Source organism: Gammaproteobacteria bacterium, assembly GCA_015709635.1.
Lineage (GTDB): Bacteria > Pseudomonadota > Gammaproteobacteria > Burkholderiales > Nitrosomonadaceae > Nitrosomonas.
In genome coordinates this window covers 651,412-675,503 of record CP054180.1, presented here as the reverse complement: position 1 = coordinate 675,503, position 24,092 = coordinate 651,412, and the positions used below count along the sequence as shown (strand labels likewise).

At 47.5% G+C, this 24,092-nt stretch carries 30 protein-coding genes and 1 tRNA gene; 16 read left to right on the top strand and 15 right to left on the bottom strand.

Annotated elements, in window-relative coordinates; translation table 11 throughout:
* Positions 1-188 precede the first annotated feature (188 nt).
* From HRU78_03085 to HRU78_03050, 8 genes are all read left to right on the top strand, one after another.
* The gene (locus tag HRU78_03085; protein ID QOJ22761.1) at positions 189-1,652 is read left to right on the top strand and encodes a flagellin; all 1,464 of its coding nucleotides are present in this window, start codon (positions 189-191) and stop codon (positions 1,650-1,652) included.
* Positions 1,653-1,757: 105 nt separating this feature from the next.
* Entirely contained in the window at positions 1,758-2,129 is a 372-nt protein-coding gene (locus HRU78_03080) for a flagellar protein FlaG (protein QOJ22760.1), read from the top strand.
* Between the two features lie 30 nt (positions 2,130-2,159).
* A complete protein-coding gene (gene fliD, locus HRU78_03075; GenBank protein ID QOJ22759.1) occupies positions 2,160-4,118 on the top strand; it encodes a flagellar filament capping protein FliD in 1,959 nt (652 codons plus the stop codon).
* A gap of 45 nt (positions 4,119-4,163) precedes the next feature.
* Complete coding sequence (gene fliS, locus HRU78_03070) at positions 4,164-4,592, top strand: flagellar export chaperone FliS (protein ID QOJ22758.1); 429 nt, start codon at positions 4,164-4,166, stop codon at positions 4,590-4,592.
* Positions 4,593-4,629: 37 nt separating this feature from the next.
* A complete protein-coding gene (locus HRU78_03065) occupies positions 4,630-4,965 on the top strand; it encodes a flagellar protein FliT (protein ID QOJ22757.1) in 336 nt (111 codons plus the stop codon).
* A 70-nt stretch (positions 4,966-5,035) separates the two neighbouring features.
* On the top strand, positions 5,036-6,082 hold the full coding sequence (locus tag HRU78_03060) for a flagellar hook-length control protein FliK (GenBank protein QOJ22756.1): 1,047 nt from the start codon (positions 5,036-5,038) through the stop codon (positions 6,080-6,082).
* Entirely contained in the window at positions 6,069-6,398 is a 330-nt protein-coding gene (locus tag HRU78_03055) for an EscU/YscU/HrcU family type III secretion system export apparatus switch protein (GenBank protein QOJ24889.1), read from the top strand. The genes HRU78_03060 and HRU78_03055 overlap by 14 nt, the downstream gene beginning before the upstream one ends.
* Positions 6,398-7,183, top strand: coding sequence for a flagellar brake protein (locus tag HRU78_03050; GenBank protein ID QOJ22755.1), 786 nt, complete (start codon positions 6,398-6,400; stop codon positions 7,181-7,183). Before HRU78_03055 ends, HRU78_03050 begins: the two co-directional genes overlap by 1 nt.
* A 51-nt stretch (positions 7,184-7,234) precedes the next feature.
* Here the strand turns inward: HRU78_03050 and HRU78_03045 are convergent, their stop codons facing one another.
* Positions 7,235-7,576, bottom strand: coding sequence for a YnfA family protein (locus HRU78_03045; GenBank protein ID QOJ22754.1), 342 nt, complete (start codon positions 7,574-7,576; stop codon positions 7,235-7,237).
* 69 nt (positions 7,577-7,645) lie between these two features.
* Between HRU78_03045 and HRU78_03040 the strand changes: the two genes are divergently transcribed.
* From HRU78_03040 to HRU78_03030, 3 genes are all read left to right on the top strand, one after another.
* Positions 7,646-7,900: a Rho-binding antiterminator gene (locus HRU78_03040; GenBank protein QOJ22753.1), complete on the top strand. Its 255-nt coding sequence runs from the start codon at positions 7,646-7,648 to the stop codon at positions 7,898-7,900.
* 92 nt (positions 7,901-7,992) lie between these two features.
* On the top strand, positions 7,993-9,063 hold the full coding sequence (gene mutY / locus HRU78_03035; protein QOJ22752.1) for an A/G-specific adenine glycosylase: 1,071 nt from the start codon (positions 7,993-7,995) through the stop codon (positions 9,061-9,063).
* A gap of 10 nt (positions 9,064-9,073) precedes the next feature.
* Complete coding sequence (locus HRU78_03030) at positions 9,074-9,688, top strand: 5-formyltetrahydrofolate cyclo-ligase (GenBank protein QOJ22751.1); 615 nt, start codon at positions 9,074-9,076, stop codon at positions 9,686-9,688.
* A 21-nt stretch (positions 9,689-9,709) separates the two neighbouring features.
* Here the strand turns inward: HRU78_03030 and HRU78_03025 are convergent, their stop codons facing one another.
* From HRU78_03025 to lptC, 8 genes are all read right to left on the bottom strand, one after another.
* Positions 9,710-10,324 (bottom strand): UbiX family flavin prenyltransferase, encoded by a 615-nt coding sequence (locus HRU78_03025; protein QOJ22750.1) that lies wholly within the window; start codon positions 10,322-10,324, stop codon positions 9,710-9,712.
* Between the two features lie 76 nt (positions 10,325-10,400).
* Positions 10,401-11,354, bottom strand: a complete 954-nt coding sequence (locus tag HRU78_03020) for an HPr kinase/phosphorylase (GenBank protein QOJ22749.1) — start codon at positions 11,352-11,354, stop codon at positions 10,401-10,403.
* Positions 11,341-11,808 (bottom strand): PTS sugar transporter subunit IIA, encoded by a 468-nt coding sequence (locus HRU78_03015; protein ID QOJ22748.1) that lies wholly within the window; start codon positions 11,806-11,808, stop codon positions 11,341-11,343. Before HRU78_03015 ends, HRU78_03020 begins: the two co-directional genes overlap by 14 nt.
* A gap of 72 nt (positions 11,809-11,880) precedes the next feature.
* The gene (gene raiA / locus HRU78_03010) at positions 11,881-12,204 is read right to left on the bottom strand and encodes a ribosome-associated translation inhibitor RaiA (protein ID QOJ22747.1); all 324 of its coding nucleotides are present in this window, start codon (positions 12,202-12,204) and stop codon (positions 11,881-11,883) included.
* 19 nt (positions 12,205-12,223) lie between these two features.
* Entirely contained in the window at positions 12,224-13,672 is a 1,449-nt protein-coding gene (locus tag HRU78_03005) for an RNA polymerase factor sigma-54 (protein ID QOJ22746.1), read from the bottom strand.
* Positions 13,673-13,726: 54 nt separating this feature from the next.
* Entirely contained in the window at positions 13,727-14,449 is a 723-nt protein-coding gene (gene lptB / locus HRU78_03000) for an LPS export ABC transporter ATP-binding protein (GenBank protein ID QOJ22745.1), read from the bottom strand.
* A 37-nt stretch (positions 14,450-14,486) separates the two neighbouring features.
* Positions 14,487-15,017: a lipopolysaccharide transport periplasmic protein LptA gene (gene lptA, locus HRU78_02995; protein ID QOJ22744.1), complete on the bottom strand. Its 531-nt coding sequence runs from the start codon at positions 15,015-15,017 to the stop codon at positions 14,487-14,489.
* A gap of 12 nt (positions 15,018-15,029) precedes the next feature.
* Positions 15,030-15,596: an LPS export ABC transporter periplasmic protein LptC gene (gene lptC / locus HRU78_02990; GenBank protein ID QOJ22743.1), complete on the bottom strand. Its 567-nt coding sequence runs from the start codon at positions 15,594-15,596 to the stop codon at positions 15,030-15,032.
* Positions 15,597-15,808: 212 nt separating this feature from the next.
* Between lptC and nadA the strand changes: the two genes are divergently transcribed.
* The 5 genes from nadA (at position 15,809) to HRU78_02965 (ending at position 20,503) form a co-directional block, all read left to right on the top strand.
* On the top strand, positions 15,809-16,909 hold the full coding sequence (gene nadA / locus HRU78_02985; GenBank protein QOJ22742.1) for a quinolinate synthase NadA: 1,101 nt from the start codon (positions 15,809-15,811) through the stop codon (positions 16,907-16,909).
* Between the two features lie 124 nt (positions 16,910-17,033).
* The gene (clsB, locus tag HRU78_02980) at positions 17,034-18,215 is read left to right on the top strand and encodes a cardiolipin synthase ClsB (protein QOJ22741.1); all 1,182 of its coding nucleotides are present in this window, start codon (positions 17,034-17,036) and stop codon (positions 18,213-18,215) included.
* Between the two features lie 35 nt (positions 18,216-18,250).
* Positions 18,251-19,276, top strand: a complete 1,026-nt coding sequence (locus HRU78_02975) for a threonylcarbamoyl-AMP synthase (GenBank protein QOJ22740.1) — start codon at positions 18,251-18,253, stop codon at positions 19,274-19,276.
* 25 nt (positions 19,277-19,301) lie between these two features.
* Positions 19,302-20,072, top strand: a complete 771-nt coding sequence (locus HRU78_02970) for an HAD family hydrolase (GenBank protein QOJ22739.1) — start codon at positions 19,302-19,304, stop codon at positions 20,070-20,072.
* 77 nt (positions 20,073-20,149) lie between these two features.
* Positions 20,150-20,503 (top strand): metal-binding protein SmbP, encoded by a 354-nt coding sequence (locus HRU78_02965; protein ID QOJ22738.1) that lies wholly within the window; start codon positions 20,150-20,152, stop codon positions 20,501-20,503.
* A gap of 83 nt (positions 20,504-20,586) precedes the next feature.
* Here HRU78_02965 and HRU78_02960 read toward each other — a convergent pair whose 3' ends face one another.
* The 6 genes from HRU78_02960 to HRU78_02935 form a co-directional block, all read right to left on the bottom strand.
* On the bottom strand, positions 20,587-21,660 hold the full coding sequence (locus HRU78_02960) for a peptidoglycan DD-metalloendopeptidase family protein (protein ID QOJ22737.1): 1,074 nt from the start codon (positions 21,658-21,660) through the stop codon (positions 20,587-20,589).
* Positions 21,661-21,676: 16 nt separating this feature from the next.
* Positions 21,677-22,339 carry a protein-L-isoaspartate(D-aspartate) O-methyltransferase gene (locus tag HRU78_02955; GenBank protein ID QOJ22736.1) on the bottom strand — a complete coding sequence of 221 codons (663 nt, stop codon included), beginning with the start codon at positions 22,337-22,339 and terminating at the stop codon, positions 21,677-21,679.
* 51 nt (positions 22,340-22,390) lie between these two features.
* Positions 22,391-23,134, bottom strand: coding sequence for a 5'/3'-nucleotidase SurE (surE, locus tag HRU78_02950; protein ID QOJ22735.1), 744 nt, complete (start codon positions 23,132-23,134; stop codon positions 22,391-22,393).
* A gap of 97 nt (positions 23,135-23,231) precedes the next feature.
* A tRNA-Pro gene (locus HRU78_02945) sits at positions 23,232-23,308 on the bottom strand.
* Between the two features lie 61 nt (positions 23,309-23,369).
* The gene (locus HRU78_02940; protein ID QOJ22734.1) at positions 23,370-23,753 is read right to left on the bottom strand and encodes a MerR family transcriptional regulator; all 384 of its coding nucleotides are present in this window, start codon (positions 23,751-23,753) and stop codon (positions 23,370-23,372) included.
* Positions 23,731-24,039, bottom strand: a complete 309-nt coding sequence (locus HRU78_02935) for an integration host factor subunit alpha (GenBank protein ID QOJ22733.1) — start codon at positions 24,037-24,039, stop codon at positions 23,731-23,733. Before HRU78_02935 ends, HRU78_02940 begins: the two co-directional genes overlap by 23 nt.
* Positions 24,040-24,092 lie beyond the last annotated feature (53 nt).

Below are 24,092 nucleotides of genomic sequence, written 5' to 3'. Positions count from 1 at the left end.
CGCCATTAATAACTTATATTAACCAATAGATTAGACAAAAATCATGAAAGTAAAATCCTAAACTTTCCAAAATGATTTCCGATAACTGCAATCAACGGTGGTTAAACACCCTCTTGGATTGCAGGGCTGCCAACGTCGTAAATGGCAATTATGCCAAAAATCAATAGTTATCAAAAAGGAGAACCCAAATGCCAGCAATTATTAACTCTAATGTAGCTTCACTAAATGCACAACGTAACTTAAATACTTCACAAAGTGCATTAAACACATCTTTAACACGCTTATCGTCCGGCCTACGCATCAACAGTGCTAAAGACGACGCCGCCGGCTTGGCAATTTCAGAAAGGATGACCTCGCAAATTCGCGGTCTAAACCAAGCTGTACGTAACGCCAATGACGGTATCTCACTGTCGCAAACCGCCGAAGGTGCCCTAGGCGAAATTGGCAACAACTTGCAACGTATCCGTGAACTAGCGGTTCAATCTGCCAACGCAACCAATAGCGCTAGTGATCGCGCTTCGCTACAAGCCGAGGCTGCTCAATTAAGTGCAGAGGTAACTCGTGTTGCCAGCCAAACCCAATTTAACGGCTTAAATTTATTGGATGGATCCTTCCTTAATCAAAGCTTCCAAGTTGGTGCAAATGCAAACCAAACCATCAACATTGCATCAATCGGTGATGCTCGCGCAACCGCTTTAGGCAGTAACGTACTAACTACAAATGGTACCGCCGTCAACACTACAACCGCTGCTTCCGCTAATAACTCAGCTGGTAATGGAGTTACTGCTGAAACTAACTTAGTACTTGCCAATAATAAAGGAGCCACGGGCAGTATTAGCTATGCAGCTGGTGCCGATGCAAAAACCATAGCAGCAGCAATTAATTCTGCCGCCTCTAACATTGGCGTTACCGCAACTGCTACAAATAGCGCTACGTTAGGCAATATCGCTTCAGCTGGCACTGTATCATTTAATTTGAATGGCAACACAGTTTCCGCCACAGTTACTGATACTTCCGATTTAAGCGGATTAGCCTCTGCCATAAATGGACTACAATCACTTACCGGTGTAACCGCCTCTTTCTCAAACTCATCCAACAAATCAGTTATTACGTTAACTACAGCCGATGGAAGAGATATCGGAATAGAAGATTTTAACAACACCGGCGCAACGAAAACAGCAGATGTTGTGGCTGGTACTACCACAACCACATTAACGGGTGGTGCAGCTACTGACTCAACTATTGCAACAGGCACTGTTGAGCTTTCAAGCTCTTATGGACAAATATCCGCTAGCGGTGCAAATGCTGATGTATTTGGTGCCACCTCCAGCTCATTTAACTCAGTGGCAACATTGGATATATCTTCGGCAACCAATGCACAAACGGCAATTAGAACACTGGATGAAGCTTTAAAATCTATAAATAGCTCACGTGGTGATCTAGGTGCTATTCAGAATCGTTTTAGTTCAACGATTGCAAACCTGCAAACCGCATCGGAAAATCTTTCCGCTTCTCGCAGCCGGATTCAAGATGCCGACTTTGCAGCAGAATCAGCCAACCTGACTCGTGGGCAAATTCTGCAACAAGCTGGTACTGCAATTCTTGCGCAGGCGAACTCATTACCTAACAACGTACTATCACTATTACGTTAAACAATTCGTAATCTAGTGATACTGTGAATTAAATAAGGCTAACAGAGCTTGGGAACTCAAGAAACATCTCATACTCTTTTCAGCCTTATTTAAGGAGTTACAAAAATGACCATCAACCAATTAAATGCGATCGGAGCGCTCCCAGCATCTTCGCCATCATCACCAAGTGCAAGAAAAGTATCAGCACCTAATTCGGACACTGCGCTTCCGCCTGTTTCAACCGTAGAATCTAAAGTAAATAGCAACCCACAGTCCGAAGAACAAATTAACCAAGCTGTTCAGAAAATTCAAGGTACTGTAGACAATTTGGCTCACAATTTGCGATTCTCAATTGACGAAGATACTGGCAAAACAATTATCAAAGTAATGGACGTACACACTGAAGAAGTCATTCGGCAGATCCCGTCCGAAGAAGCTGTTGAAATAGCTCGCACATTGGACAAGGTCCAAGGATTGTTATTCAACGGCAAGGCATAATTAATATCATAATATGGATAGGGTCTAAAAATGCTTTCATCCCCAGGAATAGGATCAGGTTTAGATGTCAATGGCATTGTCAGTCAACTCATGAAGGTGGAAAGCCAACCGCTGACAGACCTGGATACTAAAGAAGCAACACAGCAGACCCGGCTAACCGCTTTTGGTACCCTAAAAGGGGCGTTATCCTCATTTCAAAGTAGCCTTTCTGCATTATCCGATCCAGCAAAATTTAACGCTGTATCGGCAAATTTTGCTGATAACACGCTAGCTAACGCAAGCGCAACCTCAAGTGCAATAGCTGGCAGTCACTCTGTAGAGATTCAAACACTCGCACAATCACAGAAGCTAAAATCTGCAAGCTTTGCAACCACAAGCACAGCAATTGGTAGCGGTACTTTAACCATACAATTTGGTACATATAATGGCGGCACGTTCACACTCAATCCGGATAAAGCGGCACAGTCTATTACTATATCTCCAGGCAATTCATCGCTATCCGGTATCCGTGACGCAATCAATCAAGCCAATGCAGGCGTATCTGCCAGCATAGTCAACGATGGCACAGGCAATCGCTTGGTAATTGCTTCTCAAGATACCGGCTTGAGTAACGCACTAAAAATAACTGCATCCGATGACGATGGAAACAATACCGATAATGCAGGGCTTTCTCAACTTGTTTATGACGCATCGACCGGCGGAACGACCAACCTGTCACAAACTGTAGCCGCTAGCAATGCCACACTAGTTATCGACGGCATTTCAGTTAGCAAAACATCAAACAACATCACAGATGCCCTTGAGGGCGTTACGTTAAATTTATTAAAAGCAAACCCAGGTACTACAACCACCCTAAACGTATCGCGCGACGCCACAGGTGCTCAAAGCGCCGTATCATCATTTGTAAAGGCCTTCAATGATTTAAATACCACTATCGTTAATCTCTCAAAATATGATGCAGCAACTAAAAAAGCATCTATCCTGACCGGAGATTCAACGGTTCGATCAATTCAGACACAGATACGCAGTGCGATCTCCGATCCATTGACTACAGCAGGTGGAGGCTTAAGTTTATTATCGGAAGTGGGTATCTCCTTCCAATCAGATGGAACATTGCAATTTGATTCATCTAAGTTATCTAGTGCGCTGTACGATCCCACTAAAGATGTCTCAACATTATTCGCCTCTGTTGGAAAAACCAGCGACAGTCTCGTATCATTTACCAGTGCTACATCCGATACAGTCAATGGAAAGTATTCACTGAATATCAGCCGCATTGCAACTCAAGGTACTGCCATAGGCAATACGGCTGCTGCATTGACTATCAACACTGGAGTCAATGATTCGTTAAGTCTTACTGTCGATGGTACAAATGCCAATATAACACTGGCGGCAGGCACCTATACAGCAACATCTCTAGCCGCTGAAATTCAATCGAAGATTAATGGCGCTTCAGCATTTTCTTCCGCTGGAATTAAAGTTGCAGTTAGCGAGTCTGCAGGAAAATTGGCTATCGCTTCGAACCGCTATGGTTCCGCTTCAATCGTATCGATCACCGGGGGAAGTGGTAAATCGGATTTATTCGGCACTCCCGTTGAAACCGCAGGAGTAGACGTAGCGGGCACAATCAATGGCATTGCTGCAACAGGTTCCGGTCAAACATTAACCGGTACTGCAGACAGCAGCGGACTCGTTCTCAATGTAACCGGAGGCAGCACGGGCGCTAGAGGCGAAATAGATTTTGCGCATGGCTTTGCAGCAAAATTAAATAAATTGGTAGGTGACATGTTGGATGGTCACCTGATTGATAGTCGCATAGATGGCATAAATTCATCGATCAAAGATATAGGATCGCAAAGGGATGCTTTGAATCAACGGCTTGCCGATACAGAGAAACGGATACGCGCGCAATTCACGGCATTGGATACAACAATGGCAAGCATGACTCAAACCAGCACTTTCCTGACGCAGCAACTATCCAAGCTCTAATAAATATTATTAAAGAATGCTCTTTGCAATAAAAAAGGAATATAAATGTATACCCCTATGAATAACACCATATCTGCCTATCAACGTGTAGGCATTGAAACAGGTATCGAATCAGCCAATCCACACAAACTTATCCTAATGTTATTTGAAGGTGCGCAGGAAGCATTAGCAAAAGCCAGAATGCACATACAACATAATGAAATTGCTGAGAAGGGTCAAATGATCTCAAAAGCTATTATGATCATTGATCATGGTCTCAAAGCAAGCTTGGATATGAATGCCGGTGGTGATTTAGCAGTAAAGCTTCAAGCACTCTACGATTACATGACACATCGGCTACTGGTCGCCAATATTCAGAATAACCTTGAGATCATCAATGAAGTCAATAAATTATTAACCGAACTACATGATGCCTGGAAAGAAATTGGACAATCCAGTGAAACTCAAACTGCAATAAATGCAGCTGCAATCTAGTTCAACATTTGTAATACAGAAAAGGGTATAAAGATAAATGAATAGTGCACAGACACTGGAAACTTACGACGCTATTTTAGCGACCACCGGAAAAATGCTGGCTGCGGCCCAAAATAACGAGTGGGATCAATTAATACAACTGGAAAACGAATGCAGGCAGCTGACCGAATCGCTCATTCAGAATGATCAAGAGCCGATATTAGACAAAGAATTACTTCAAAAGAAAGTAAAAATCATCCATCAAATATTGGCTGATGATGCTCAAATCAGGGCAATCACAGAACCGTGGATGCTGAAACTGCAGGATATGCTGAACATAAGCAGCCGCACACGCAACCTTGAGTTGGCATACCAACCTATCAATAATGTATAGGCGCCCCGCAAAAACGAGACCATGTGCTCCTTTTTCTCTCAATTAGCATATCGCTTGAAGACAAGTTGTCGTGATTCCAACTATAGTTAAAACTGATGTAGCCACAATTTCAACTCAAATCAAGCCAGTTGCAGCCGTTACGCCGGTAACGGCGATTCTCGATTCACAAATCTCATCTGCCGATTTTGTGCAGGGTCAGAAGTATCAAGCACTAGTTGAAACCCGTTTGCTTAATGGAGATTCTCTGGTATCGGTTGCAGGCAAGCAATTGCAAATGCGCTTGCCTGAAAATCTTCAACCGGGTAACAAACTGGAGCTCGTTTTCGTTTCCAATGAACCAACGATTGAGTTTCAAACCCTAAATGTAGCACCGTTGGATACTGAAATTGACAATACATCCATTAGTACCACCGGTCGTTTCTTGGGTGCTCTGATACAAGATGCGTTAAAACAAACCGGGGGAAACGTACCAAATGCTTCTCTCACACACTCACTCACCAGCGCAACTCCCATCCTAAGCGGTGCACCGACAAATAGCACCGATTTACCCGGTTTATTACAGAAAGCAATTGTTCAAAGTGGATTATTCTATGAATCACATCAGGCGCAATGGATTAATGGAGAAAACACAATTGGAAATCTGCAACAAGAACCGCAAGGAAAGTTAATGTTGGTAACGGCTGATTTATCTGTCACCAAAGCGGCTGTAACAACTCCGTTAACTCCGGAAATGCCGGTGCATGCTCAAACAATTCCATTGGTGCAGCAACAACTGACAACTTTGGAAACGGGTCACCTGCTCTGGCGCGGTGAAGCTTGGCAAGGGCAACCAATGGAGTGGGATATTTATGAAGAATCGCAAGAAAATGCAACGAAGGAAAATGAATCCGGTCCTGCCACGCAGTGGCGCACACGGCTTCGTTTATCGATGCCGGAACTCGGCGATATTACCGCTAGCATAGCGCTAAATGCGAATGGCATTAACATTAAACTGAATGCTGCACGATCGGAAACCGTCAGCTTATTGCAGAGCAATCAACTACCGCTCACTTGCGGTATGCAATCTGCCGGGCTAAATATCCAAGCAGTGGAAGTCAAGCATGATGGCAGCGAATGAGTCATACCAAAACGCCGTTGCACTCGCTTACCGTGAGGGGCAAATTGCCCCCAAAGTGGTCGCCAAAGGCCGTGGCCTCATCGCTCAAGAGATTGTTAAACGTGCCAAAGAAGCGGGAATCTATGTTCATGAATCCAGTGAACTGGTTGCATTATTGATGCAAGTCGACCTTGATGATCGCATTCCACCGCAGCTTTATGTGGTGATAGCGGAATTATTAGCATGGCTTTACAGATTGGAACAAGGCAAAACATCCTTAGCCACAAGAAACGATCTTGATAAAAGGATTACACAAAAAATTCTGGAGAGTAAATAATGTTGCAAACACCTAATCAAATTGCCGAAGCAATGAGCGTATTAACGCCTACTCAATTTTCCCAAGAAGAAACCAGCGAAAATTTCCGCATCCATTCTGAAATTGATATTCTTTTTATTCTTCGCGGGATTATGCAAACCAATTCATTAATCACACTCTATCCCGATTATGCCAGCGATTTCATTTTAACCTCAATAATCGCCATTGATGCTGATAAAAAAGAAATGGTGATTGATTACGGAATCAATGATAAGCATTGCCAAAAAGCACTGCACTCCAAAGAATTGGTCTTTGTAACCACACAAAATAGAGTAAAAATAGAATTCGTCTGCGATCGAATCAGAAAAATTCAGTATGGTGGCCGTGATGTCTTCGCTGTGAATATCCCCGAATCACTGCTGCGAATACAGAGAAGAAACCATTTCCGCATTACCACTCCAATCGCCAAACCGCTTAAATGCATCATCCCGATTCCTGAAAAGGGTACATCCACCAAAGCCGAAGTGGCATTACTCGACATCAGTTGCGGCGGAATTGCTGTGATCGATCAACACCCGATTATTAATTTTGATCCAGGCATGGTCTATAACGACTGCAAAATTGTCCTTCCCGATATAGGCAGCATCACTGTTATGATTCAGGTAAAAAATACTTATGAAATCACTTTGCGCAACGGACAAAATTGCATGCGCGCAGGGTGTCAATTTATTGAGCTGGTGACCAGCATGGAATCGATGATTCAACGTTACATCATCAAGCAGGAACAAATGAGAAAAATCAAATAACCTGCCGAACAACTTATAGTCACCGGATACCGGATACACAATGCAGTGTTGCTATAAATACCGATCAAACTGTCTTCCGTACATAATAACAATCACCCCGATCAAACAAATACCTACCCCAATCCAGTCAGTTATTGCCGGGCGAATAGCATCCACCGCCCATAACCACATCAGCGCCACACAAATATAAACGCCACCATACGCCGCATAAACACGACCGGCCGCTTGCGGATGGAACGTCAGCAACCAAACAAATACCACCAGACTGACTGCAGCCGGCAGAAGCAGCCAGAACGATTTGCCTTCTTTCAGCCAAAGATACGGCAAATAACAACCGATTATTTCAGCCAGTGCAGTCGCGATAAATAAACCCAGCATTTTCAGAATTTCCATAATTTGCTCTTGCAGCTTTAGTATCGTGTATATTATGCCTTCATATCATCAGCAAAAGGATCGACAACTATGACTCAAGATGCAATTTCATGCGATCTACATGATTTTGTGGAAGTTGCTTGCATGTACGGCTACAAGCTCAGACTTATCTTGAAAAATAATCAGATAATCGAAGGAAAAGCTATTGATATTGTCAATTCCCCTGAGAAACACGAGTGTCTGGTGATCGATAACGGCACACAGCAGCAAGTCGAATTAACCCGGCTCGCCAAAATGGAAGTGCTGACACCCAATGCCAGATTCAGCGAAGTCATTTTTCCGTAAACCTTACGCAAAGCGTTAGCGTGGCGTATTATTTATGACAGTCTCATCAGCTGATCCGTCCCGACACATTTGAATCCTCAAGCAGCATTACTATGCCGTACATAGCATCCCGGCTAATCCACTGGCACCACGAGCATGGCCGTCATCACCTGCCCTGGCAGCAGAGCTGCGATCCCTATGCCATCTGGTTATCCGAAATCATGCTGCAACAAACGCAGGTCAATACGGTTATTCCTTATTACACCCGCTTTATGCAGACATTTCCGACTATCAAAAGTCTGGCGCAAGCGCCACAGGATACGGTGTTGGCTTTATGGAGCGGCCTCGGCTACTATTCCCGCGCGCGCAATCTGCATCAGGCTGCCCGGCAGATTATGCAAGATCATCATGGGCAATTTCCCGCTACGCGCGCAACCATTCAGCAATTGCCCGGAATCGGGCGATCCACGGCCGCTGCTATTGCAGTTTTTGCTTTCGGCCAGCGTGAAGCGATTCTGGATGGTAATGTGAAGCGGATATTCGCACGCTTTTTTGCTATCAGCGGCTATCCCGGGGAAATGAAAATTCAAAACCGCTTATGGAAGAAAGCCGAAGAATCCCTGCCCATTGACTACCGCAATGGTGCGATTGAAACCTATACCCAGGCTCTGATGGATCTGGGTGCCACAGTTTGTATACGCAAAACCCCGCGATGCGAGATCTGCCCGCTGCAGTCACAGTGCGTTGCATTTCAAGAACAACGCATCGATCAATTACCGAGCGCCAAGCCACGCAAGCCGCTGCCGCAAAAAGAAGCCGTGTTTTTACTGCTGATGCAGCAGCAGAAATTGCTCTTGCAGAAAAGATCTTCCCCGGGTATTTGGGGAGAATTATGGTGCCCCCCGGAAATTGCAACCAGCATCGATGCTACACATTACTGCCAACACCAATTGGGAATCCAAGTGAATCCGCCACTCGAATTACCTGCGTTCGATCATCAATTCACCCATTTCAAATTGCGTATTCATCCGCGCTTGTTTCATGTTACCTCGGATGCCGGCAGTACAAAACCCGGATTTATCTGGATCAGTCCCACCGATGCGCTTGAACAAGGCATTCCGGCGCCGGTTAGAAAATTATTAAAACAAAACTTCTTGTCTGGCTACGCTGGCCGCAACGCTTAAATCAAAAATCATGGACAATGTACCGGAATGGAAAAGAAATCAGCGCAAGCAGCTCATCGCCGCTCGTGAAGCCATAGCGGCAGAAATCCACCAGCAATGGAGCCAGGCAATTACCGATTTCCTCAAACAAGGCTTCCCGCAGCCGCAACGCATGATCATCGGGATTTACTGGCCATTCCGTGGCGAATACGATCCGCGCCCAATCGCTCAGCATTTCTTGCAGTGCGGCACGACATTAGCATTACCGGAAGTGACCGGGAAGGATGAACCGCTGCACTTCCGGGAATGGTCGCCGGATACGCCGGTTAAAAACGGCGCTTATGATATTCCGGTTCCAGTAGATACCAGGATTGTCCGGCTCGATGCGGTGATTATCCCGATGGTCGGTTTTGATCGTCACGGTTACCGGCTGGGTTACGGCAGCGGTTACTACGACCGCACGCTGGCAACCTATGAGCATCAACCGCTCACCATCGGCGTAGCGTTCGAACTGCAACGGCTCGATAGCATTCGTCCGCAAGCACACGATATCTCGATGCATTATGTGGTAACCGAAGCAGGAATCTTTCGTACCAAAGATCACCAACTTACACCGGCATCAGCGCTACAAAACACTTCCCAATAACGAGCATCAATAAAGCACGCGTCAGTTTTCCTCACCCCAGCGGGCAATCAGGTTATGTTTGACACCCAAATGATCGAGGATGCGCGCCACCACGAAATCCACCAAATCCTGCACCGTTTGCGGATGATGATAAAAACCGGGATTGGCCGGCAAAATGACCGCGCCGCTGCGCGCCAGTTTGAGCATGTTTTCCAGGTGAATGGCGGAAAACGGCATTTCCCGCGGCACGATAATGAGCGGGCGGTTTTCCTTTAACATGACATCCGCAGCGCGCTCGATCAAATTCTGACTCATGCCTGCGGCTACCGCAGCCAAGGTCCCCATGGTACAGGGACAGATCACCATCGCATCGCCGGGATTGGAACCGGAAGCAACCGGGGCAAACCATTCCTCGCGCCCGAATACTCGTAACTGCCCGTCCGGCACCTGATAGCGCTGCCTAAAAAAAGCTTCCGCTTCCTTGGCACTGGATGGCAACGCCAGATTCATTTCCTGCTGCGCAACCACTTGTGCCACTTTTGAATACAGCAAATAGACTTGCTGGCCTTCCTGCAACAGCATCTCCAGCAAACGAATGCCGTACGGCATACCGGATGCGCCGGTGAATGCTAAGGTAATTGTATGCGGATGATTCATAGGGACCGTATGACTTAGGCAGTCACCCCCGGAAAAACGAGAAAAGTAAACGAACCGGAGCCGATCTGAATCTGAATCAATTCCTGTCAGCCGATTCGTTATTCATTTCGCGCTCGTGGCGCTCGATAAATTCCTTCGTGCCGTCTATCCCGCGCAATTGCAATACATAATTGCGCACCGCCGCCTCCACCAGAACCGCCAGATTGCGCCCGGCTGCCACGGGAATGACGACTTTGCGGATATCGACATTTATAATATTCTCAGTCAAATCGCTGATCGGTAGCCGTTCCAATTGACCTGAACTTGATCCGCCGCTATTTTGCAAATGCACGATCAATTTCATATTCTTGCGCCGCCGCACCGCCGTTTCACCGAAAATTGTGCGGATGTTCAGCATGCCCAGACCGCGCACTTCCAGATAATCCCGCAGCATCGGTGGACAGCGGCCTTCCAGAGTTTCCGGTGCGATACGCCGCAACTCCACCACGTCATCGGCAACCAAACCATGCCCGCGGCTGATCAGTTCCAGCGCCAATTCGCTTTTACCGACCCCGCTTTCGCCGGTTATCATCACCCCCATGCCGAGCACATCCAAAAGCACGCCATGCAAGCTGCACGAAGGTGCCAGCGCGGTGCTCAGATAGGTGCGGATCAGCCAGATTACTTCCAGTCCGGGATAAGGTGAATGCAGCAAAGGAATATTGCATGTGCTTGCCATGTTATAGATTGGCGGGGGAACTTCGGCATTATCCGCGACGATGATGCAGGCCAGATTGATCTGCGTCAGCTGATTGATCTTTTTCTCCAGCGCAGCGGCATCCAGTTTGTTCAAATAATGAATCTCATCGCTGCTGATGACTTGAATCCAATCCGGATGAATGAAATTCAAATGGCCGATCATGCCCTGGCCCGATTGCGCTATTTCCTCGTCACTGAGTTCGATATTGCCGCCAGCCTGGCCGGTTATCCAGGTCAGTTTGAGTTTGTCTTTCTTATCCTCAAAGAGCTGTGCAATACTAATTCGCGACATTCGGTTCCCAATCCGTAATGAGCTTATGAATTTCTGCCGCATCCTTGCATTTCAGGATGCTGTCACGAAATTGCTTATCACTGAACATTTGCGCCAGTTCGCTTAAGATCTGCAAGTGCTTGTCGGTAGCTTTTTCCGGAACCAGCAAAATACAGGCGATATTAACCGGTTGGCCGTCCGGCGCATCGAACGGTATCGCTTCTTTCATCGTCACCAATGCGGCAATTGCTTCGCGCAACCCTTTAATCCTGCCATGCGGAATAGCGACACCCTGCCCTAAGCCGGTTGAACCCAGTTTCTCGCGCGCAAACAGGCTGTCAAAAACCTGGCTGCGTGCAATTTGATTGGTATTTTCGAACAACAGTCCGGCTTGTTCGAAAACACGTTTTTTGCTGCTCACATCCAGGTCGACAATGACATTGGATAATGGCAGCAATTGCGAAATTTGATTCATGGAAAATGGAATGATTTCGTTTGAACGATAATGATGCCCATCATGCGCAAAGCATGATGCCGCAACATTCTATTACTCGAGTTCTTGATCTTTCAACGCACCATGATTGCGCCGCTCAAGATTTTTTTCCTTGTGTTTAAGAATTTGCCGATCCAGTTTGTCTACCAGGCTATCGATAGAGGCATACATATCTTCACTGTCGGTTTCGACAAAAATATCTTTACCGCGTATATGAACATTCGCTTCCGCTTTTTGTTTCAGCTTTTCTACCGATAAAATGACACTGACATCAATGACATGGTCAAAATGACGGGTGATCTTACTGATCTTTGAAGTGACATAATCACGCATGGCATCCGTAATCTCTACATGGTTACCGGTAAGTTTTAAGTTCATTATCCTTCCTCTAATCTGGTTAAAATGACTTGCGAAGATTTGCTGCCGGGATCTGTAACGATTCCCGGTACTTCGCTATGGTTCGACGGGCAACAACAATTCCTTGTTGCTCAAGAATAGTTGAAATTTTATTATCGCTCAGTGGCTTCTTTGGATTCTCTTCCTGTACCAATTGCTTGATCAGCGCACGAATCGCCGTAGCCGAACAGGCTCCTCCGGTATCCGTGGCAACATGGCTGCCAAAAAAATATTTCAGTTCAAAAATACCCCGCGGAGTATACATAAATTTTTGTGTTGTTACCCGAGAGACTGTCGATTCATGCAGATCCAACGTTTCCGCAATCTCACGCAGCACCAGCGGACGCATCGCAACGTCTCCGTGTTCAAAAAATTGCTGCTGCCGCTCTACGATGGCACTGGCCACCCGCAAAATGGTACTGGAACGTTGTTCAATATTTTTTATCAGCCACTTGGCCTCATTCAGCTGACCGACCAGCTGATGCGCCGAACGATGCTCTTGTCTGAGTATGTTAGCATAGAGCTGGTTAATATTGAGGCGCGGTATCGCGCTCATATTCAGATTCGCCACCCACACACCTCCTCTCTTAGTTACAGTGATATCGGGAACAATATAGCGTTCGCTATGAGAATCAAACTGAGCGCCCGGCTTGGGATTTAAACCGGTAATCAGTTTGTTGATAGCCCGCAAACTTTGATCGTCGCATGCCAGTAACTTTTTAATTTGACCGAAATCATGCGATGCCAGAATTTCCAGATATTCCTGCACCACTTTAATCGCTTGCTCGCGGTGATCGACGTTGCCAGGCATCGCCTGTAACTGCAATACCAGACATTCCTGCAAATTGCGCGCACCTACGCCGGGTGGATCAAAACGTTGCAAATGCTGCAGCGCACTTTGAAAATCATCCGAACAAACATTCATTTCCGGTGGCACCAGTGCCGTCAGTTCGTCCAAATCCTGCAATAAATAACCATCATCGTCCAGACTATCGATGAGCAGACCGACGATCGTTTTCTCACATTCGGAAAGCTGACTCAGGCAAACTTGGAAATTCAGGTGCTCTCGCAGACTTAACGGCCGATCCGGTATCTGCGGCGCTTCCATGTCATCATCTTCAGGAGTGCCGTAAGAAATACCTTCCTGTTGCCACTCGGCGTCAGGCGCAAAACTGTCTTCCTGTTCCGTTTTAGCTTCGGAAACTTCTTCTGCTACAGGAGGACCGTCAACATCCGCTGATTCCGCAGCCGGTTGCGCGTGCTCGTAGGAATCGTCAGCCGCTGGCGCATTCCATTCCTCGTGCAATTCCAGCAATGGATTCTCTTGCACTATTCTTTCAATTTCCTGATTAAGCTCAAGCGTGGATAACTGCAATAGCCGGATGGATTGCTGCAATTGCGGCGTAAGCTTGAGTTGTTGCGATATCTTTAATTGCAGTGTCGGCTTCATGATGCTGAAAAAACCGCTGTCGACAATCGATTCAACTGCAATTGCTCCATCCCATTACAAGCGGAAATGTTCTCCCAGATAAACTTCCCTAACTTTTTCATTATCGATAATCTCTTCAGGTTTACCTTGGGCCAGTACGTGGCCTTCGCTGATGATATAAGCCCTGTCACAGATTCCCAAAGTCTCGCGCACATTATGATCGGTAATGAGTACGCCGATTTCCCGTTCCTTAAGAAAGGCAATCACTCTTTGAATATCGATGACAGCAATCGGATCAACGCCTGCAAAAGGTTCGTCCAGTAAAATAAAGCGCGGTTGCGATGCCAATGCGCGCGCTATTTCAACGCGGCGGCGTTCACCTCCCGACAGGCTGATAGCGGAATTATCGCGTAGATGGCTGATGTGCAAATCGTGTAATAAGTCATCTAAATGCCGCTGTTTCGTGTCTTCATCAAAATTCTGCAGTTCCAGTACCGCCAGAATATTTTCTTCGACGCTCATACGCCGGAAAATGGATGCTTCTTGCGGCAGATAACTCAGTCCGAGCCTGGCTCTTTGGTGAATCGCCAGCTGCCCCAAATCCTGATCGTTCAAATAAATCCCGCCGCCATCCAACGGCACCAGACCGACGATCATATAAAAGCAGGTAGTTTTTCCGGCACCGTTCGGTCCCAATAAACCGATCACTTCACCGCTGCTCAGTGAGAAAGAGACATCCTGCACCACCGTCCGTGACTTATAGCGCTTTTTTAAATTGTTCGCCTTTAATTCACTCATTTTTTAGAATCACTTTCGTTTTTCAATAGCCAATGCGTCATTCAGATTTGTTTTTAGGTTGAATGGTGATGCGCACCCGTTTGTCAGGTCCCGTTTCAACGCCACGTTCTTTGCTGCCGATAACCTTGAAAAATTCAGTGGTCATGTCGTAGGAAATATAATCGCCCTGCACTTCATCGGAGCCGCGCTTTAGCCGCGCCTGGCGGAATAATTCAATCTTGTCTGTTTTGCTGTCGTATTCCGCCCGCTCGCTCCACCCTTCCACGTATTCATCCATACGATCGCGTTTCTGGCGGAAACTGACCAAGTCTCCCGTAGCCGTGGCATGCCGGAATCCCTGCAAATCCTCCTTCATCACCAATTTGTCCGCCAGTATGCGCATCGTGCCCTGAGTCAGCACGACATTTCCGGTGAAGGTGCTGATCCGGCTGCCTTCTTTACGATTCACATCTTCCACCGTGGCGCGATCGGCTTCCAGGTGAATCGGTTTCTCACGGTCACCGCGTTCAGCCGCGGCGGATTGGACGAAAAACAACCAACAAAAACCAATAGCAAATAATATCTTCATATTTTTATTCAATCACTTTTTATTGACGGCTTTGACATTGGATAAAAGCTGTATCATCCCGGTACGGTTATTGAATTCCAACCCATTCGCATTAATCGTGGTATTAAATCTTGAAATGGTTACCGGCTGATCCGTTTTAATCAAACTCTCATCCGGGATAAGATGCAAGAAGTGTGTCATTAACGTAATCTTGCCTTTTTCCCCATCCGCCCCTCTGACAGCAGTTACATTGCCCATTAAATAAATATCCTGCCCTTTACTTTTCACCACAGCCCGGTCAGCTGACAAGCGCATCAGCGGCTTTTCCGGCTCCGTATTGGTGAAATTGACATGCTCCAATTCCGTCACCTTCTCATCAAGATAATAAAATAGCTTTTCCGCGGTAAATTTCCGCTCGATTTCGCGCTCGTAATCCACGCGGATACCGGATAAATCTTCCACGATATAGTCCGGATTACGATTCAGATCGTCGCCTTTGTTCTGATTCAGCGGGCGGGTCAAACGATCAAGCCAAAACGTCAATGCGAGCAACAAGACCAAAAGAATCAAAGGAGATTTGAGATAGGGACGACCGCTCATGGGAAAATATGACTCGTTTCTTTAATCACAGAAATCTGGAATTCACGGCCCCTGCCGCTTTGAATATCCATTTTTATGAATTATAACAGAACACTAATTGTCATTTTACGAATCGATTCCAATGCCGGATCTTTAAATTCCAGCTTGAATCTATATTTTGATGTAGAGTAATGTGCATCATTCGATCAACAAATTGGAAGCAATGAACCGCAATGCATCAACAAGCCTTTGAATTTGAACACTATGATCAATTACAGGACGAGGTGTGCGCACAACGCATCATCGCCGCCAAAAAAGCGCTGGGAAAACGCGCCGTCATCCTGGCGCACCATTATCAACGCGCCGATGTATACCGTCACGCCGATTTGACCGGTGACTCTTTAAAGCTTTCTTACCTTGCGGCGCAAACGGATGCCGATTATCTGGTTTTCTGCGGCGTTCACTTTATGGCGGAAGTTGCGGATATGCTGTCCAGTTCGCAGCAAATTGCAATCCTGCCGGATATGGCAGCCGGTTGTTCGATGGCCGATATGGCCAATCTCGCCAATGTCGAGCGTGCCTGGCGTGAACTTGCGGACATACTGAATCCCGACGAGGTGATTACGCCCGTCACGTACATCAATTCCGCAGCGGATCTCAAAGCCTTTTGCGGCGAGCATGAAGGCATCGTATGCACCTCCAGCAATGCCGGCAAAGTTTTGCAATGGGCATTCCAGCGGCGCGAAAAAGTGCTGTTTTTCCCCGATCAGCACCTGGGTCGCTGGAGCGGGCATCAGTTGGGTATTCCGTTGGATGAAATGGCGGTTTGGAATTTTGACGAACCCATGGGCGGATTGACAGCGGAACAAGTCAAAAAAGCCAAGATTTTATTGTGGAAGGGGCATTGCTCGGTGCATCAAATGTTCCAACCGCAGCATATTATCCGTTTCCGCAACCAGCACCCCGACGGCATTGTCATTTCGCATCCGGAGTGCAGCTTTGAAGTCTGTAAAACATCGGATTATGTCGGTTCGACGGAATACATCATAAAAACCATTGCGGCCGCAGAAAGCGGCACACGCTGGCTGGTCGGCACCGAATTGAATCTGGTCAGCCGCATCGCCGAAGAATTCAAAGCGCAAGATAAAATTGTTCAATTCATGTCGCCGATGGTGTGCATGTGCTCGACCATGGCACGGATTGATCCGCAACATCTGGCTTGGGCGCTGGAAAATCTGGTCAACGGCAATGTCGTGAATCAGATCAAAGTCCCCGGGCATGAAGCCAAGCTGGCGAGAGTCGCGCTGGATAGAATGCTGCAAATCTCGAAGTGAGTGACATAACGCAGCGCGCGCCGGAAAATCCAGCGAGCAATCGGTTGGACATGCGGCACGATTTTTGCCGCTCCAGCCATTGGGCGCTGGCGCTTATTATCCCGGTGTTGTTCCCACCCGGCACATGAGGAATTTCCATTTTGTAAACAACAACCGAATCACCCTGTTGCAAAATGGCGCGCAATATTTCCCGGAATTGGAAGCCGCCATCGATGGCGCGCAAGTTGAAATCCACCTGGAAACCTATATTTTTGAATACGACGCGATCGGCAGAAAAATCGCCGCGGCATTAATGCGCGCAGCACAACGCGGCGTATCGGTATACCTGCTGCTCGATGGTTTCGGTTCGCAAGACCTTCCCCGGGAAGAAATACAGCGGATGCTGCAAGCTGGCATCAAGGTGCTGATCTTCAGACCGGAATTCATTTTTTCCAAACCGCGGCGCTACCGCTTGCGCCGCATGCACCGCAAATTAGTTGTGATCGATGCACAAACCGCTTTTATCGGCGGAATCAATATCATTGACGATCAGCACAATCCGGAAAATCTGATCCCGCGCTTCGACTACGCTGTCGTGATCCAGGGTCCCTTACTTGCGTCAATTCATAAAACCGCAAAGCATTTATGGACGGTAGTCGCATGGGCGCATTTTAAAAAGCGCTGGGTTCATCCTGACGCGATAACCCCACCGAGCACACCATGCGGAGAGCAAAGCGCTGCGTTGGTGATACGCGATAACTGGCGCCACCGTCACGACATCGAACATGCTTATCTGGATGCCATCAACCAGGCACATAGCGAAATCATCATTGCCAATGCCTATTTCCTGCCGGGAAGAACATTCAGCAACGCGCTGAAAAATGCGGCGCGGCGCGGCGTGCAAGTCGAACTTTTGCTGCAAGGTAAAATCGAATACCGCTTGCAATACCATGCCACGCAAGCGCTATACGAGAATCTGCTGAAAGCGGGCATAAAAATTTACGAATATAATCGCAGTTATCTGCACGCAAAAGTCGCTGTCATCGATCAGTATTGGGCCACGGTAGGCTCCTCGAATATCGATCCTTTCAGTCTGCTGCTGGCGCGCGAAGCCAATATCATGATAAAAGATCATCCCTTTGCCACGGCATTACGAACCAGTTTAAAAACGGCGATTGCACAGGAATCAATGCCGGTCACAGCGGCAAATGGAAGTATATTTTCGTGGCGCAACAACTATATCGTGAACTGGCTAAGCTTTTATATCGTGCGCTTGATGCAAGGCATGCTCGGTTACGACTGGCACGACAACGCATCGCAAGACTGATATGACATAACGGAATTATCCTGTTGATTGCAATAATGAAAAAAACATCGGCAACACCCCAGCAAGCCGTATTAACACCCGGGCAGCGGAAACAAATCGCTGCCGCCGCGCAGATATTATGCTCGGGCGGTACCGTAGCTTTTCCCACCGAGACCGTGTATGGTCTCGGCGCCGATGTTAGCAATCCCTCCGCCATTCATAAGATCTACCGGATAAAACACCGCCCGGCCGATCATCCGTTGATCGTGCATATCGGCGCCATTTCCGATTTGCATCATTGGGCGCAAGCGATACCGGAATCCGCCTGGAAACTCGCCCGGCATTTTTGGCCCGGACCTTTGACACTGATTTTGCCGCGCAGTCCGCGCATTCCCGATTGCGTCACAGGCGGGCAGGACACGGTAGGGCTGCGCATGCCGGCGCATCCCGTCGCGCTGGCCCTGCTGCAGGCATTGGGTCCGGAAAAAGCCCTGGCAGCGCCATCGGCCAACCGCTTCGGTCGCATCAGCCCGACTGCGGCAGCTCATGTGCAACAAGAATTGGGTGCGGAAGTCGATATGATTCTGGATGGCGGCGCGTGTCAAGTCGGTCTGGAAAGCACCATCCTAAGCTTTCACGACGAAATACCCCAGATACTGCGGCCGGGAGGAATTACATCCGCTGCGATCGAAGCCGTTTTGCAAAGCCCGGTGCTATTGCCGCACCATCGCCCACAGATGATTCGTGTTTCCGGTTCATTACCCGCGCATTATGCGCCGGTAACACCGTTGCGGATATATCCAGCGGCGGAACTTTGGCGGCACGCGTCAATCCTGGCGGAACAAGGTTTGCGCATCCTGGTCATCACGTGGTCGGATAGCAACTGCTCACGGTCTGCTTTGAGCGAATCTATCGAACAATTCATCATGCCAGCCGATCCTGTCGCATATGGTCAGCAACTGTATGCCAGATTGCGCCAATTCGATCAGGTCGCGCTTGATTATCTGCTCGTTGAAGCGCCGCCCGATCATCCCGACTGGTTAGCCATTACCGATCGCTTGCAACGCGCGAGCTATCATTGAATCAACCCTTACCTTAATCAATACAATGAATACAAATCACAAATTACAAGCTGTACTGTTTGATGTCGACGGCACTCTGGCCGATACGGAACAAGACGGCCATCGTCTTGCGTTCAATGCCGCGTTCAAACAGTTCGATCTCGACTGGAATTGGGATATCGATCTTTATGGCGAGCTGTTGCAAATCACCGGAGGAAAAGAGCGTATTCGTTTTTACCTGGAAAAGTACAAACCTGCGGAACTGAATCGAAATGATCTCAAAGAATGGATCGCCAGTTTGCACAAAACCAAAACCAAGCACTTCGAATCCTTGATGGAAGCCGGAAGCATTCCGCTGCGGCCCGGTGTCGCCCGGTTGATTGATGAATTGCGCCGGGAAAAAATAAAGATTGCCATCGCAACCACGACGACCATGGAAAATGTTACTGCGCTGCTTAAATCGACATTGGGCGAGGAATCAATTGGTTGGTTCGACGTCATCGGCGCCGGCGACATCGTACCGCTGAAAAAACCGGCACCGGATATTTACCATTGGGTGCTCGATCAACTCGCATTAAGCGCGCAACAGTGCATCGCCGTCGAAGATTCGGAAAACGGGTTAAAGTCGGCACTGGCTGCACATCTTCCCACGCTTATCACGGTCAGCGGCTACACCCGCTTGCAAAATTTCAGTGGCGCAGTCGCCGTTTTATCCGATTTGGGCGAGCCGTCACAGCCTTTCACTCAAATTGAAGGCACAGCACTTGATAAAGGCTGGGTTGACCATAAAATGCTGAGTAACTGGATCAGTCTATAAACTCTGACGCATACACTAAACAATTGATAATTGTCGATCGCAGGTAACTTTTTCTTAACCAGTACGGAGGGAATATCATGAAGCTCAAGCAAACACTCGCTATTACTGTCATCAGCACTCTGTTTTATTTCAGTGCGCAAGCCGTTGCGGCAGATGCCCACCAGCATGCGGTTGAGGCGATAAAACATGCGGAAGATGCACAGATCCACGGTAAGGCGGGTCACAGCAAGGCATTGCTGGATCATGCGCAAGAAAGCCTCACGCATGCCAAAGCCGCCGAAAAGGAATTTGCCGAAGCCCATCAACATGCGACGGAATCAATCAAGCATCTGGAAGAAGCGATCGCACATGCAAAACAAAATCATGCGGAAGAAGCGACAAAACATACCGCCGAAGCTTTGAAACATCTGAAGCATTCCGCTGCCGAATAAAAACAATCAGAATAAAAAACGGGATAACGCTGACGTTATCCCGTTTTTTTACTTCCTTATCGATCGGATTTTTTTGTTGTTCGTTATGACTGACTAGGCAAGTACTGCAACGGATCGACCGGCTTGCCGTATTTACGGATTTCAAAATGCAGTTGTATCGTGTCCGTATCGGTATTCCCCATTTCTGCAATTTTCTGCCCTTTCACCACCGCTTCGCCCTCTTTTACCAGTAACTTACTGTTATGCGCATAGGCGCTGAGAAAGGTATTGTCATGCTTGATAATGATCAGGTTTCCATAGCCGCGCAAACCATGTCCACTATAAACCACCTCACCCGCAGCGGAAGCAAGAATCGGCTGACCTGCTTGACCGGATATCTTGACACCTTTGGAATTCTTTGAGAAAGATGACAATAACTTCCCTGTGGTCGGCCAAATCCAATCGGCAACCGAATGACTTCCTGGTTTATCGGATTCGGATGGCACGGGCTGAGGCGCTGTTTCTATTTTGCTATTCTTTTCCACTGCTACGGCCGCAGGCGGTATCGCAGGGGTGGATTTATTCTCTGGGTATTGCAGCCGTGCTACGTTCTGCTCTGAAAAAGGAAGCTTAAGCGCTTTCGGACTGGTTTTTACCTTTCCGCTTTGCGCAACAGGATAATTACTTTCTTGCGGAGGCGGTGGAACAACTGCTTCTGCAGGACTCTGACCCGGCTCAAGTGCTATGGTCTCCGGTTGTTTAGGTAAGGCAAATAACGTTGGCTGCGCACTTTTTGCCGGCATCGACACATTGATTTTCTGGCCCGGCTTGAGTGATTTAGGATCCGCGATATCATTCCATTCCATCAGTTTCTTGAAATCTATACCGTGAGCCAGTGCAATTCCGAATAACGTATCCCCTTTTTGCACCACATAAACCTGATTATCAGTAGCGCTTGATTCAACTGGTTTGGGCTGCACCGCATCGGCTTTCGCCCGGTCAACTACCGGCACAGGAGGTTGTGTTGTACTGCATCCATTCAATAAAAAGCTGACGACAAGCAATAAACAGAAATCGTTAACCGGAGATTTTAACTGTTTTGGTAAATAAAATATCGTAACCATATACTTGCGGACATCAATCGTGTTGATCAATTTGATCGTTGCATCAGTTATCATTTTATACCTCATGCCGCTACTTTTTTATGACTCCTGCCAGTAAAGGTACAAAATTTACTTCTTCCAATACCGTTTCGGCATAACCTTGTGAATTTCGCTCAATAATGCACAAATGCTGTTTCTGAGTTCCTTTGGGGAAAACCATCCTGCCGCCGACGACCAATTGCTCCAATAGTGAAGTGGGAACATGCGTGGTGACGGCTGTCATGATAATACCATCAAACGGCCCCGCTTCCGCAAGACCGAGCAAACCATCCGCATGTTTTAAATAAATATTTCTGATCCGCAATTCTTGCAGCCGGATCCGGGTGCGTGTCAACAAAGGCCCAATCCGTTCGATGGAATAAACTTTTTGTGCAATTTGCGCCAGCATCGCGGTCTGGTAACCGCAGCCGGTACCTATTTCCAGCACCTTGCCCAGATTGGAATTGGCGCGTAACAGCTCACTCATGCGCGCGACAATCCAGGGACTGGATATGGTCTGCCCATAATTTATGGGTAAAGCGACGTCTTCATAAGCCCGGCTTGCCAGCGCTTCTTCAACGAAAATATGACGTGGAATGGCTCCCATCACCGATAAAACCACTTCATCAGCGATCCCCTGTGCACGCAACCGCTCAATCATACGCATGCGCGTACGCTGCGAAGTCATACCAATTCCAGAATGACGTACGTTCACCTGCCAGTACCCTTAATTATTGTTATATCACCCCAGTAGCATAACAAGTACCTAATTATTTAGCCATCTTGTTATTTGATCCATTTGATCATAGTGCGTGAGGTCGATTTGTAACGGCGTGACCGAAACGCGGTGATGCTGCACTGCATAAAAATCCGTGCCGGCTCCTGCATCTTGCGCCGGGCCGGCAGCGCCTACCCAATACTGCATCTCGCCACGGGGATTCTGCAATTTGACCACGGGTTCCGCTTTGTGCCGCCGCCCCAGACGGGTAACTTCGATTCCTTTCAGCTGCTCGTACTCGATATCCGGCACATTGATATTTAACAAAACCGGATTCCGGATTTCATTTTCTCTGAGGCGTTCCACCATATCGGCTGCAACACGGGCAGCGGTTAAATAATTTCCCTTGGATTCGTTAACCAGAGATACGGCCAATGAAGGAATCCCAAGCAAAAAACCCTCCGTGGCAGCAGCAACCGTTCCCGAATAAATCGTGTCGTCACCCATGTTGGCGCCTTGATTGATACCGGAAACAATCATATCCGGCATAATGTCGAGCATGCCGGTCACTGCCAAATGAACACAGTCTGTCGGTGTGCCATTGACATAATAAAAGCCATTATGGGACTTACGCAAACTTAAGGGACGATCCAGCGTTAATGAGTTGCTGGAACCGCTTCGATCTCTCTCGGGCGCAACGACGATAATTTCCGCAATTTGCGAAAGTGACTCGGCAAGGCAGGCAAGACCGGGAGCAAAATAACCGTCATCATTACTGAGTAGTATGCGCATTTTTATGAAGTTATGAAAATCACTCGATAATCAAACGAACATTGATGCAAGATAAACTCAGCGCCGGTCATATTTTTAATAGAAGTATACAATTTAGTGGTCGGGGCGAGAGGATTTGAACCTCCGACCACTTGCACCCCATGCAAGTACGCTACCAGGCTGCGCTACGCCCCGAATGGGGCATTATAGCAAACAATACATTCGAAACTTTAGAAACTCTCACTGAGAAAACAGCTTAAGCACGCAGTTGCGACACGATACTCTTAATTTCACGCCGGACATAGCTTAAATCCGCTATCGCGGGTTGTGCATTGACAACCACATCTTCCGTTGGGATCAGTTCGCTTTCTTCGCTATGCTCCAAGCGATTGCGCGCACCGTTGATGGTGAAACCCTGGTCATAAAGCAGTTCTTTGATGCGCCGTATCAACAATACCTCTTGGTGTTGATAATAGCGGCGATTGCCACGCCGCTTGACAGGCTTCAGTTGTGTAAATTCTTGCTCCCAGTAACGCAGTACATGGGGCTTGACACCGCAAAGCACGCCCACTTCTCCAATGGTGAAGTAGCGTTTCGCGGGAATCGGCAACTCTGCACTACTTACTTTTTTGTTTTCCATGATAATTTTTCTCCACCAAAGCTTTTAACTTCTGGCTGGCGTGAAAGGTTACGACACGACGAGCCGTGATCGGGATTTCCTCGCCCGTTTTCGGATTTCTTCCCGGACGCTGGGGTTTAGCGCGCAATTGAAAATTACCAAATCCCGAGAGTTTTACACCTTCCCCTTGTTGCAAAGCAGTACGCACCTCTTCATAAAAAGATTCGACCATATCCTTCGCTTCACGCTTATTAAGTCCTACGTTTTCAAACAACAAATCTGCTAATTCAGCTTTTGTTAACGCCATACTTCACTCCATATCGTTATTAATTTTATAGCTATCAATTTATCAATATTAGA

Coding starts and splice junctions, on each gene's coding strand:
- HRU78_03085 (QOJ22761.1), top strand. CDS start 189: ATGCCAGCAATTATTAACTCTAATGTAGCTTCACTAAATGCACAACGT.
- HRU78_03080 (QOJ22760.1), top strand. CDS start 1,758: ATGACCATCAACCAATTAAATGCGATCGGAGCGCTCCCAGCATCTTCG.
- fliD (QOJ22759.1), top strand. CDS start 2,160: ATGCTTTCATCCCCAGGAATAGGATCAGGTTTAGATGTCAATGGCATT.
- fliS (QOJ22758.1), top strand. CDS start 4,164: ATGTATACCCCTATGAATAACACCATATCTGCCTATCAACGTGTAGGC.
- HRU78_03065 (QOJ22757.1), top strand. CDS start 4,630: ATGAATAGTGCACAGACACTGGAAACTTACGACGCTATTTTAGCGACC.
- HRU78_03055 (QOJ24889.1), top strand. CDS start 6,069: ATGGCAGCGAATGAGTCATACCAAAACGCCGTTGCACTCGCTTACCGT.
- HRU78_03050 (QOJ22755.1), top strand. CDS start 6,398: ATGTTGCAAACACCTAATCAAATTGCCGAAGCAATGAGCGTATTAACG.
- HRU78_03045 (QOJ22754.1), bottom strand. CDS start 7,576: ATGGAAATTCTGAAAATGCTGGGTTTATTTATCGCGACTGCACTGGCT.
- HRU78_03040 (QOJ22753.1), top strand. CDS start 7,646: ATGACTCAAGATGCAATTTCATGCGATCTACATGATTTTGTGGAAGTT.
- mutY (QOJ22752.1), top strand. CDS start 7,993: ATGCCGTACATAGCATCCCGGCTAATCCACTGGCACCACGAGCATGGC.
- HRU78_03030 (QOJ22751.1), top strand. CDS start 9,074: ATGGACAATGTACCGGAATGGAAAAGAAATCAGCGCAAGCAGCTCATC.
- HRU78_03025 (QOJ22750.1), bottom strand. CDS start 10,324: ATGAATCATCCGCATACAATTACCTTAGCATTCACCGGCGCATCCGGT.
- HRU78_03020 (QOJ22749.1), bottom strand. CDS start 11,354: ATGTCGCGAATTAGTATTGCACAGCTCTTTGAGGATAAGAAAGACAAA.
- HRU78_03015 (QOJ22748.1), bottom strand. CDS start 11,808: ATGAATCAAATTTCGCAATTGCTGCCATTATCCAATGTCATTGTCGAC.
- raiA (QOJ22747.1), bottom strand. CDS start 12,204: ATGAACTTAAAACTTACCGGTAACCATGTAGAGATTACGGATGCCATG.
- HRU78_03005 (QOJ22746.1), bottom strand. CDS start 13,672: ATGAAGCCGACACTGCAATTAAAGATATCGCAACAACTCAAGCTTACG.
- lptB (QOJ22745.1), bottom strand. CDS start 14,449: ATGAGTGAATTAAAGGCGAACAATTTAAAAAAGCGCTATAAGTCACGG.
- lptA (QOJ22744.1), bottom strand. CDS start 15,017: ATGAAGATATTATTTGCTATTGGTTTTTGTTGGTTGTTTTTCGTCCAA.
- lptC (QOJ22743.1), bottom strand. CDS start 15,596: ATGAGCGGTCGTCCCTATCTCAAATCTCCTTTGATTCTTTTGGTCTTG.
- nadA (QOJ22742.1), top strand. CDS start 15,809: ATGCATCAACAAGCCTTTGAATTTGAACACTATGATCAATTACAGGAC.
- clsB (QOJ22741.1), top strand. CDS start 17,034: ATGAGGAATTTCCATTTTGTAAACAACAACCGAATCACCCTGTTGCAA.
- HRU78_02975 (QOJ22740.1), top strand. CDS start 18,251: ATGAAAAAAACATCGGCAACACCCCAGCAAGCCGTATTAACACCCGGG.
- HRU78_02970 (QOJ22739.1), top strand. CDS start 19,302: ATGAATACAAATCACAAATTACAAGCTGTACTGTTTGATGTCGACGGC.
- HRU78_02965 (QOJ22738.1), top strand. CDS start 20,150: ATGAAGCTCAAGCAAACACTCGCTATTACTGTCATCAGCACTCTGTTT.
- HRU78_02960 (QOJ22737.1), bottom strand. CDS start 21,660: ATGATAACTGATGCAACGATCAAATTGATCAACACGATTGATGTCCGC.
- surE (QOJ22735.1), bottom strand. CDS start 23,134: ATGCGCATACTACTCAGTAATGATGACGGTTATTTTGCTCCCGGTCTT.
- HRU78_02940 (QOJ22734.1), bottom strand. CDS start 23,753: ATGGAAAACAAAAAAGTAAGTAGTGCAGAGTTGCCGATTCCCGCGAAA.
- HRU78_02935 (QOJ22733.1), bottom strand. CDS start 24,039: ATGGCGTTAACAAAAGCTGAATTAGCAGATTTGTTGTTTGAAAACGTA.